The organism is Methylomonas subterranea, from assembly GCF_024505185.1.
Classification (GTDB): Bacteria; Pseudomonadota; Gammaproteobacteria; order Methylococcales; family Methylomonadaceae; genus Methylomonas; species Methylomonas subterranea.
Map to the genome: position 1 here is coordinate 113,624 of NZ_JANIBJ010000008.1, position 9,930 is coordinate 123,553.

The 9,930-nt window shown below is 57.5% G+C and carries 7 protein-coding genes; all 7 read right to left on the bottom strand.

The features are described from left to right. Positions 1–14 precede the first annotated feature (14 nt). Positions 15–923, bottom strand: coding sequence for a sulfate adenylyltransferase subunit CysD (cysD, locus tag NP590_RS06070; RefSeq protein WP_256601375.1), 909 nt, complete (start codon positions 921–923; stop codon positions 15–17). 166 nt (positions 924–1,089) lie between these two features. After that, a complete protein-coding gene (locus NP590_RS06075; RefSeq protein WP_256601377.1) occupies positions 1,090–2,649 on the bottom strand; it encodes a SulP family inorganic anion transporter in 1,560 nt (519 codons plus the stop codon). Positions 2,650–2,683: 34 nt separating this feature from the next. After that, on the bottom strand, positions 2,684–3,316 hold the full coding sequence (can, locus tag NP590_RS06080; protein WP_256601378.1) for a carbonate dehydratase: 633 nt from the start codon (positions 3,314–3,316) through the stop codon (positions 2,684–2,686). A gap of 132 nt (positions 3,317–3,448) precedes the next feature. Continuing rightward, positions 3,449–5,008 carry a complex I subunit 4 family protein gene (locus tag NP590_RS06085; RefSeq protein ID WP_256601379.1) on the bottom strand — a complete coding sequence of 520 codons (1,560 nt, stop codon included), beginning with the start codon at positions 5,006–5,008 and terminating at the stop codon, positions 3,449–3,451. Next, the gene (locus NP590_RS06090; protein WP_256601381.1) at positions 5,001–6,539 is read right to left on the bottom strand and encodes a complex I subunit 4 family protein; all 1,539 of its coding nucleotides are present in this window, start codon (positions 6,537–6,539) and stop codon (positions 5,001–5,003) included. The genes NP590_RS06085 and NP590_RS06090 overlap by 8 nt, the downstream gene beginning before the upstream one ends. Then, on the bottom strand, positions 6,536–8,116 hold the full coding sequence (locus tag NP590_RS06095; RefSeq protein ID WP_371927255.1) for a proton-conducting transporter transmembrane domain-containing protein: 1,581 nt from the start codon (positions 8,114–8,116) through the stop codon (positions 6,536–6,538). Before NP590_RS06095 ends, NP590_RS06090 begins: the two co-directional genes overlap by 4 nt. Next, positions 8,113–9,930, bottom strand: a 1,818-nt coding sequence (locus NP590_RS06100) for a putative inorganic carbon transporter subunit DabA (RefSeq protein WP_256601384.1), incomplete at its 5' end; no start/stop codon positions are given. The genes NP590_RS06100 and NP590_RS06095, both read right to left, overlap by 4 nt.

A 9,930-nucleotide genomic window follows, 5' to 3' on the forward strand; every position in this document is an offset into this window, starting at 1 on the left:
CTTCGATAGTAACTTTAAAAATAACCCTCTCGTTTTTTCTGCTCCATAGAGCCCGCTTGGTCGTGGTCGATCAAGCGGCCCTGGCGTTCGGAGGTGGTGGTCAGCAGCATTTCCTGAATGATTTCCGGTAGCGTGGTGGCGGTGGATTCGACCGCGCCGGTCAATGGGTAGCAACCCAAGGTGCGGAAACGCACCATTTTCATTTCGACTTTATCGTTCGGCCCAATCGGCATGCGGTCGTCGTCGACCATGATCAGCATGCCGTCTTTTTCTACCACCGGACGTTCCTTGGCAAAGTACAAGGGCACGATGGGGATGTTTTCCAGGTGGATGTATTGCCAAATGTCCAGCTCGGTCCAGTTGGACAGTGGGAATACCCGGATGCTTTCGCCTTTTTCGACCTTGCCGTTATAGATGTTCCACAATTCCGGACGCTGGTTTTTCGGGTCCCAGCGGTGGTTTTTGTCGCGGAAGGAGTACACCCGTTCCTTGGCGCGGGATTTTTCCTCGTCGCGGCGGGCGCCGCCGAAGGCTGCATCGAACTGGTGTTTGTTCAGGGCCTGTTTCAAGGCGTCGGTTTTCATCACGTCGGTGTGTTTCTTGCTGCCGTGCGTGAAGGGGCCTATGCCTTGTTCGACGCCATCCTGATTGATATGCACCATCAAGTCCAGGCCCAGATCTTTAGCCATGCGATTGCGAAATTCGATCATTTCCTTGAATTTCCAGGTGGTGTCGACGTGCAATAATGGAAACGGCGGCTTGCCGGGATAAAAGGCCTTCATGGTCAAGTGCAGCATGACCGCCGAGTCTTTGCCTATGGAATACAACATGACCGGTTTATCGAATTCCGCCGCTACTTCGCGGATGATATGAATGCTTTCAGCTTCTAGCTGTTTCAGGTGAGTCAGTTTGTAATCGGTCATGAACATTCCCGGGCGCCGGGCCCTACTATGGGTAAAGGGTTTGAGCCGGCTATTTTAAGGGCAAAGCGGGTGGGGATGCTATCGGCAAGGCAGAAAAACTTGCCCGGCATCGGACACCCCGCCGCGCGGATGCGGAGGGCGGGGTGTTTTTAGGGCGGTGGTATTGTCAATGGCCGCTGCTGGGTACCAGACAGGCAACTTCAAAGCCCTGAATTTCGACGTTGATATTTTTATCCGGTGCCGCCGCCAAAAAGTCCGCGATGGTTTCCAGAATATCGTGATCGACGAACAGGGCCTTGGTGCCGTCGATCAGCAGTTCGCTATCGGCGGGAATGGCGGTGAGATGTTTGCGCAACAGGGCTTTATTTAAAAACGACACGTCTTTATGCAAGCGCAACAGGTAATGGGAGCCGTGTTCGGTCAGCGTCATGGCTTCGTGGAAATTGGCGCGCAACACAAAGAAAATACCGATTGCCATGCCGATGACGATACCTTGCAACAAATCGGTTACCAGAATGGCCGCGATGGTAATGGCAAAGGGCAGAAACTGATTCCAGCCCTTGCGGTAAAACTCCAGCAACATTTTCGGCTTGGCCAGTTTATAGCCGGTTTGCAACAGAATCGCCGCCAGACAGGCCAGCGGAATCATGTTCAGGTACTGGGCGAAGAACAGTACGCTGATCAGTAGTAAAACACCGTGAAAGAAACTGGACAAGCGTGTTTGTCCGCCTGCATTGATATTGGCGGCGCTGCGAACGATGACCGCCGTGATCGGCAAACCGCCCGCCAAGCTGCTGATGATGTTGCCCAGGCCTTGCGCCTTGAGTTCGCGATTGGTGGGCGCAATCCGTTTATGCGGATCCAGTTTGTCGACCGCCTCGATACTGAGCAAGGTTTCCAGGCTGGCAATGATGGCCAGCGTGAAGCCGATACTGTATATCTTGGGGTTGGTAATCTGGCTGAAATCAGGCAACCGCAGTTGATTGACGAAATTTTCCACGCTGCCCAATTCCGGCAAGGTGACCAGATGTTTTTGGCTGACCGCCCAAGCGGGGGCATATTCCAAGGCCCAGAGGTTGAAAAGCATGCCCCATGCCACGGCCAGCAGCGGTCCGGGGATCAGGTTCAGGAAAGAAATACGCTTGATCAAGCGGGTTTCCCACGCCACTAATATCAACAGCGCCACGCCGCTGATCAGGGTGGCGCCCGGCGAGATGCCCTTCAGAGCATCAAATACCTCGAACAGGCTGGATTGGGCGGTTTCCTGCATATAGCTCTCGTCGCCATCGAAGCTGGTATCGTAACCGGTCGCATGCGGGACCTGCTTGATGATCAAAATCAGGCCGATCGCCGCCAACATGCCTTTTATCACGGCGACCGGGAAAAACGCCCCGATCAGGCCCGCCTTCAAAAAGCCCAACACCAATTGCAATATGCCGCCCACCAGCAGGCTGAGCAAAAAAGCGCTATAGCCGCCCAGGGTTTCGATGGCGTTAAAAACAATCACGGTCAAACCGGCGGCCGGGCCGGACACGCTCAAATGCGAGCCGCTGGCCCAGGATACCACCACTCCGCCGATAATGCCGGCTATCACGCCGGCAAACAACGGCGCCCCGGACGCCAGCGCAATACCCAGGCACAGAGGCAAGGCCACCAGAAAAACCACGATCGACGACGGCAGATCATTCCGTAAATTACTCACGTAATACTGTAAGTCTGTTTTCATAAGACGTTTCTCAACACGGGGGAATTAGGGGTAATCAATCGGCATAACGGTAAATCGGGTTGATCAGAGTGTTGTGATCCAATTTGATCAGTTCGCTGAGCAAGCCGTCATTCAAGCCGTATACCCAGCCATGCAACGATGGCTTGTGGCCATGCTTCCAGGCCGATTGAATAATGGAGGTATGTGCCAGCCGATAAACCTGTTCGATGATATTCAGTTCGATCAGCCTATCGACTTTTTTCTCCGGGCTGATGGATTCCAGTTCTTCTTCGTGCAGGCGGTACACGTCCTTGATGTGCGTCAGCCACTTATTGGCGATTACCAGATCGGTTTTTTGCGGCTGCAATGCCGCCTTGACGCCGCCGCAGCCGTAATGGCCGCAAACGATCACATGTTTCACCTTTAGCACCGAAATGGCGTATTGCAACACGCTCAGGCAATTGAAATCGGTCATGATGACCTGATTGGCGATGTTGCGGTGCACGAATATCTCGCCGGGTTGGGCGTTGACGATGGTGTCGGCGGGTACCCGGCTGTCCGCGCAGCCTATCCAGAGAAACTCCGGTTTTTGCTCCTTGGCCAGATTGATAAAAAAACCGGGGTCCTTGGCGGAAACTTCCTGCGACCAGGCTTTATTTTCCAGTAGTAACTTGGCGGGTGTATGCATGACGAACTTCCTTAAGCAATTGGGTTGTAGTCGATGGATAACAATGGTTGGAATGAGGGTGCGATTAGTATAACAGCATATGATATCGATTCGAAACTATCGTGCGAATTAAAACGCGCCGTGCCCTGTCCTCTATCGGTTAATGTTATACCCTTCACGTATCCGGTCGGAAACTAAAGCGTCCGCCACCCATGTCGTCGGGTGATGCAGTCGTTGCAGCCACAGCGTCAACGCGCTTTCCTGCCGGCTTAACAGCCATTGCGGGTATACGCCCAGCCACAACACCAACAGCGCCGGTATGGCCAAAATACATAATTCGCGGGCGCGCAGATCTTGCGGCGCGGCCGCTCCGGTGTGCCGAGTAGGGCCGAATAGTCCGCGCCGGGCAAATCCCGTCACATAGGCGGCGCCAAGCACGGCAACAAACAAAGCGACCAGAGCCAGGGCGGGGAAGCTTTGTAAAATGCCCAGCAACATCAGCAATTCAGCGGGAAAACCGTTGGTCAGCGGTACGCCGATACTGGACAGGGCGAACACAAAAAACAAGACCGTCAAGCGCGGCATCGGTTTGGCCAGGCCGCCCAAATCAATCAACTCGGTACTGCCCAGGCGTTGCTGAATCATGCCGGCTATCAGCATTAAACTGCCGGCCACCACGGTAAAATTAAGCAGCTGCATCATGGCGCCCTGCAGACCTTGCGGGGTAAACGTGGCGATGCCGACCAGCACCAAACCCACGTGACTGATACTGGAATAGGCCAGCAAACGGCGCAGATTGGTTTGTTGCAGCGCAATCAAGCCGGCATAGACCAAGGTAATACTGCCCAGAATGGCCAGCAGCCAACGATGCTCAACCGCCGCGGCGGGCGCCAAGGGAATAGCGAAACGCACGATGCCGTATACGCCTAGTTTCAAGGCTGTCAACTGGGCGGTGATTTGTGCCGGCGCCTCCATGGCGGTAGTGGGCAGCCAGGTATGAAAGGGGGCTAGGGGCGCCTTGACCGCAAAGCCGACCAGCAGCAAAAAAAAGATCAGATTTTGCGCATCGCGGGCCAGCGGCGTTTGCAATAAAACCGGCAGGCTGAAGCACAGCTCTCCCGGGCTGGCGCCGCCGGTCAGTTGGGCGTGATTCAAGGCCAGCAGAATGATGCCGAACAACAGCGGTACGCCGCCGAACAGCATGTACAGGGTATATTTCATGGCCGCGTAACGGCGTTCGGCACCCGCGCCCCACAGGCCGATCAAAAAAAACAGCGGCGGCAGGGTCAACTCCCAGAACAGGAAAAACAGGGTCAGGTCAAGAGCGGTGAACACGCCGATGGTGATGCTTTCCAGCGTCAGCAACAAAGCCAGATGAAAGCGGCTCAGTTGCCGTATGCTGTTCCAGCCCGCCAGTAAGGCCGCCACGGTAACCCAGGCCGTCATTGGCAAAAACAGCACCGAAATACCGTCCACTCCCAATTGATAATGTACGTTGAGACCGGCTATCCATGGGTAGTCTTCCCGCATTTGAAAGCCGCCGTAGCCGGGATCGAAGATGCAGAGCACCAGCAGGCAGAACACCAATTCTAACCCCGCCACCGACAGGGCCCAACGTTTGGCGCGTAGCGGGTTTTCGATAAATGCCAGCGGCAAGGCGCCCAACAAGGGCCAGATCAGGCAGAGGGACAACAAGGGAAAGGGCTCATTCATGAGCGGGCTCATTGGCATGATGGCTGTGATGTTCGGGATAGTGTTCGCCGATTTCGCTGGCTTCCTGATCGATGAATTTCAACCAGGGCGTGGTGTAAAAACCGGTACCCATCAATAAACCGCAAATGACCAGCGCAATGATACGCTCCTGCATCACCGGGTGATGGATGCTGCTGTAGGGTTGTACAAATCTTTTGGGATAAGCTATGAACAAACGCTGAAACGCCCACAGTAAAAATCCGGCCGCCAGTACGTTGCCGACCAGAATGGCAATCGCGATGAACCAGCCGTGTTCTTCTATGGTGCCTTCGATCAGCAGGTGAGCGGCGTCGAATCCCGGCGTGCCAGGCATCACCATGGTGCTGAGGGCGGAAATCAGAAATAGCAGGCCGATGGCCGAATTGTTCTCGAACAAGCCGCCCAAGCGGGGCAAATAAGACGTGCGGGTGCGCTCGTAAATCAGACCTATGCTGAACAACATGCCGGCGGTGGCCAAGCCATAAGCCACCGACAGCAAAATACTGCCTTCCAGGGCAAAATCGTTGAAGGAAAATACCCCTATCACCAGCATGCCGGTATGGCTGATGACCGCGAAAGCCAGCAAGCGGCGCATATTGATCTGCATCAGTGCCAAAAGCGCGCCGTAAAAAATTCCGATCAGGCCCAGGCTGACCACGAAATCCGCCCATTGTTCGGCCGCGCCCGGCACCAACGGTAAAATGAAGCGAATCAAGGCATAAATGCCCAATTTCAGACCGTGCAAGAAAATCGCCGCGCTGGCCGCCGTGCCGTGTTCGGCCAGCGGAGGCAGCCAGGCGTGAAAAGGAAACAACGGCATGCGCACCGCAAAGCCGAAAAACAACAATATGAAAATCAGCGTTTCGCGCGGAATGGCCAGATTGTGATGCTTCAGCGCCAACCAGTCGAAACTGAAATCCAGCCCGCTTTGCATCAGACCCAGGCTCAGCAATAAAAAACCCGCCAGACTCATGCCCAGGCCCGGCAACCAATATTGCAGCAAGGTTTTGATGGCTTGGTTGCGCTGGCCGCCGGTACCGGCGGATACCGTCAGCAATATCACCGGCAGCAGTTCCAGCAAACACCAAAACCAGAATTGCATGGCGTTCAAGGCGCAAAAGGCGCCGATCAAAATCCCCTGATAGGCCAACAGGCAGGCGACGAACAAGCGGTCCAGCCGATGGCGGGTAATCATGGTGTAGACCAGGGCCAGCAAACCCAGAATCGCGGTCAGGGGAATAAACAGAATGTTGGTGCCGTCCACGCCGACCCGGTAACCCAAGCCCAAAAAATCCACTCTCTCGGCCAAATGGATGCCGGGTGCCCGCGAATCGAATATCCGCAACAGGTAAAGGCTCAACAGCAGATTCAGCAGCGCGCCGGCCAAGCCGATATTCAGGCAGCGGGTCGGTTTGCCGCACAACACCAAGCCCATGGTCAGCAGCGGCACCAGGGTCAGCGCGCTCAGCAGGGGAAAAAACGTCGCCGCTTGCCAGTAAACGATCCCGGTCATGCGCCGTACCCCAATGCCACCATCAGGGTGATCAACACAAACAAAATCAGATAGCGCGGGCTCAACAACAATTGTTCGAAACGGTTGGCGCGGCGGCCCAAGCGGCGGCCCCAGTTGATGGAATCCCGGCCTATGCCGCGCAAAATAAAGCGGTATTCGAACCAGCTCAGCAAACTTGCCGTCCATTGCGCCAACTTGCCGGCCAAACCGCTGCCGCGCGCGAAGCTGTCCTCGTCGTTGTCCAGCTTGGCGCCCATTTTGCTTTCTTCCCATTGCGCCAGGGAGGAAATGGCTTTGATGGCCGGCGCCGGCGCGCCGAGGGCCGGGTCTACGATGCGGTCGTCGATGTTGCGCATGTCCCTGGCCAATTGTTGAACCGGTTTCACCAACATCCAATCCAAGGCCGGCTCCAGCCAGCCGCGCTGCAGGGAGGCCATGAAGGCCCAGCGGCAATTGGCCCAACGCGGCGATACCGGGCGGATAGGATGGCCGTGGGTGGCGTGTAGTATCGACGGCGCGGTCAGCAGCAAATAACAACGCACCACCGCGTGGGCGCATAAATGCCAGCCGGCCAGGTTCCAGAATCCCAGGCCGCATTCCAGAAACATCAAGCCCAGTTGCGCGGAGGCGGCGTAAATCTGAGAGCTTTTGATGTCGGTTTGGCTCAGGCCCACCCAGTAGCTGTAAACCGTCGTCAAGCCACCCACCAGCACCAGCAACTGCATGGCCGTGGGGGTTTGGTTGAACAGGGGCTGCAATTGAATCAGCAAAAACACACCGGCATGCGTCATCACGCCGCCGTAAAAAATGGCGCTGGAAGGCGTGGGGCCTTCCAGCGCGCGCGCCAACCAGGGCGTAAACGGAATTTGCGCCGACTTGGCAAATGCCGCCAGGGCAAAACAAAGCGCCAGCAGGGTGGCGTCGCCGCGATCCAGGTCGGCCGCGCCGCGGTTGATGGTTTGCCAATCGCAGTTTTCCAGCCAGAGCAGGGCCAATGCGGTACCCAACAGGAAGCCCGCATCGCCTATCCGGTTGCTGACGAAAACCCGCACGGCGTTATGGGCGGCAACCGGCCTGTCATAGGCGTAAGCAATCAGCCAATAGGAACAAACTCCGGCCGCTTCCCAGCCGGCGAAGCTAAACAAGGCGTTGCCGGACAACACAAGCAATAACATGGCCGCCGCAAACAGGTTCAGAATGAAAAAAAAGCGGTGGAAGCCAGCTTCGCGGTGCAGGTAATTCACCGAAAAACGCATCGTCAACAATAACAACAGCGCAAACAGGGCGGCCACCCGCAGGTTGAAGCCCGTGCCGCGCAGTGAAAAAGCAATGCCGACGCGGCCGCTACCCAGCCAGTGGCCGTAGAACTGACTATCCGCCAGCCAGCCGAAGCTATCCGCCGCCAAGGCGCCGCAGGCCAGCAGGGCGGACAGGGTCATGCCGGTCAGGCTGATGCGGGCGCTGTGGGCTTCATCCGCTTCGCCGGCAATAAGGCCGAAAAAATGCAGCCCGCCTATCAATGCGGCGGCCAGCATGGGCAAGGCGGGCAGCAGAATAATCCAGCCGGCGTCCATCATGCTTGCACTCCGGATAACGTGGGTTGCTTGATCAGCATCGGCGCTACCGCCCGGGTTTCGTCGCGATAACAATCCGACGAATTTTCCCTGAGCGGCAATTCGGCCTGCGCTGCTTGCCAAGCGCTAAATCCGCGTCCGCGTTCGAACACGAATATTTCGCCGCTATCGGGGTCCTGGGCGCTCAAATGCACCCAGCCGCCGCCTATCAATTCCTGTAAATCCGGCTGACGGGCATAAATTTGTTCCAGTATGGCGGTTTTGGCTTCCACCACGATCTGTAGGCGCATGGCTTCATGGATTTCCACCATCTGTAATGGCAGGCCGGTGCGTAAGTCGCCGCTGGCGCCTTCCATTACCCCGAACAGGCCGGTGACATTATGCGGAATCTTGGTGCCGCAGCCCAGGCGCTCGTTGTTGACGCATGAAAAATAATACTCCAGGCTGATGCCGGCGCCGACCGGGCCGGCGGTCAGCAGAATGGCTTCCAGGATGCTGCCGTCCGGGTCCTGGCTGGGATCGTAGGAAATCAAAAACAACCGGCGGTCGAAAAATACCCCCTGGGTCGCGGCGCGGCGGCCGATGAACGCCGCCGCATTGGTGGCGTGGCCGAATTCCGGCCTGACCTGGCTGAGGTCCATGGCGCGGTTTTGCACGTGGCGCATGGCGTCCCGGGCGGTTTTGGGATAGGCGGAAGATGCGAAGCGGCGGCAGCGTTCCGCCGCCGCCAAACCGTCGGCGGTCTGCAGGCAATCCTTGAAGGCGGCGAATTCGGCTTGCAGCGCGGCGGGTATTTCTTCCGCATCGAACCAGGTGATGATGTCGCTGCAGGTGTCGTGTTGGGCGCCGACAAACCAAGTGTCGTCGGGAATGGCAATGCCTTGTTCGCGCAACAATTGCCGCACTCCGGGCCGATTGGCCATGGCGGCGAAAGCGCGCGCGTTGGGTCCGCCCTGACGTCCGCCGCAGGCGCCGCAATCGTGCGCCGCTTCATGCGGATTGTTCTGGCTGGTGGAACCATGCCCCATCAGGGCCACGATGGGAGCAAAGCCGGCGGTCAAGCCCGTCGTTCTCAGAAACCGCGCCACCCGTTCGGCCTGTTCCAGGTCGGTAAAACCCAACCTGGGCGCGGTCGGGCTGGCGGGCGCGGCGGAATCGTCGGCAGTGACCAGCAGCTGCGTGGCGACCGGCGGCACCAGCCAACCTTGCCAAGCCTGTTCCAGCCGACGTTGTTGGGTCGGCCAAAACAATTTGCCCAGCATGCGCGCCAATTGAATCGGCGCCAGCAGGAATTGCAGCGGATAGGCCCACAGCGGATTTCGGCGCAGGCTTTGATATAACTGATAAGCCAGGCCGTCCGCTCTTTGCAGACCCTTGCGGTGGGCCCGCAGCTGTTCTTCCTGGCCGGGCCGGGCGACTTCTTCGATGCGGTGCGCCGGCGTTACCACCACGGGGCACAACGGTGTGGTGCGATGCGCGTCCAGGCCGCGGTAATGCATGGGGATGCCGAAAAAACCGGCCACCCCCAGGGTTTCGATGGCGGGGTTGAGTTCTTCCAGGTGGCGGCGAAAACTCTCCTCCCGTTCGTCCATGCAAAAATAAATCTGTGCTTGCGGCCTGCGCTCGCGGCGCAACCAGCGCCCCCGCCCATGGTTGGCGCGCAGGGCCCGCAACAGGTCCCGCCGGTAATGGTGCTCGTAGGCCTCCAGCCAGATCTGGCGCTGTTGGCTGGGGCTAAATTCGTCGATCAGAGTCAGCCAGCCGAGCAATTGCGCTTTGCTTGCTTGGCGCAGGTCCGCCTCGGCCAGGCCCAGGGC

Coding starts and splice junctions, on each gene's coding strand:
- cysD (WP_256601375.1), bottom strand. CDS start 923: ATGACCGATTACAAACTGACTCACCTGAAACAGCTAGAAGCTGAAAGC.
- NP590_RS06075 (WP_256601377.1), bottom strand. CDS start 2,649: ATGAAAACAGACTTACAGTATTACGTGAGTAATTTACGGAATGATCTG.
- can (WP_256601378.1), bottom strand. CDS start 3,316: ATGCATACACCCGCCAAGTTACTACTGGAAAATAAAGCCTGGTCGCAG.
- NP590_RS06085 (WP_256601379.1), bottom strand. CDS start 5,008: ATGAATGAGCCCTTTCCCTTGTTGTCCCTCTGCCTGATCTGGCCCTTG.
- NP590_RS06090 (WP_256601381.1), bottom strand. CDS start 6,539: ATGACCGGGATCGTTTACTGGCAAGCGGCGACGTTTTTTCCCCTGCTG.
- NP590_RS06095 (WP_371927255.1), bottom strand. CDS start 8,116: ATGATGGACGCCGGCTGGATTATTCTGCTGCCCGCCTTGCCCATGCTG.